Source organism: Arcobacter sp. CECT 8989, from assembly GCF_004116715.1.
Lineage (GTDB): Bacteria > Campylobacterota > Campylobacteria > Campylobacterales > Arcobacteraceae > Halarcobacter.
Genome location: NZ_PDKE01000110.1, coordinates 1 through 404, shown reverse-complemented (window position 1 = coordinate 404; position 404 = coordinate 1). Strand labels below are relative to the sequence as shown.

General features: G+C 41.8%; 2 pseudogenes. Both read right to left on the bottom strand.

Annotated elements, in window-relative coordinates:
• Positions 1-193: pseudogene (locus CRV02_RS14650) on the bottom strand (biopolymer transporter ExbB); the annotation flags it as partial.
• A gap of 15 nt (positions 194-208) precedes the next feature.
• A pseudogene (locus CRV02_RS14645) lies at positions 209-404 on the bottom strand (protein rexA); the annotation flags it as partial.

Below are 404 nucleotides of genomic sequence, written 5' to 3'. Positions count from 1 at the left end.
TTAGAAACGTCAAGGCAGCAATCAGGATTGCAATCATGGTTCCTGCATATGATGACAATGTCGCCCCAAGACCATCTCTATGAGCTGAAAAAGAAACACCAGGAATGTAGTGGCGGAAAAGGAGATAGCAAATGCTTACGATAACGTAAGGAATTATTACTAAGTAAACCCCTGGCATGATTCTGTTCCGCATAATTACTCCTGATAATTAATCCTTAACTTTGCCCACCTGCCTTTTAAAACATTCCAGTATATCCCTTTTCATTCTTGCGTAGCAATATGCCATCTCTTCAGCTATCTCAGCATTGGTGACCTTGTTCAGAGGCGCTGAGAGATGGCCTTTTTCTGATAGATAATGTTCTGTTAAAATATCTCCGGCCTCATCTTTTGCCCGCAGGCTAATG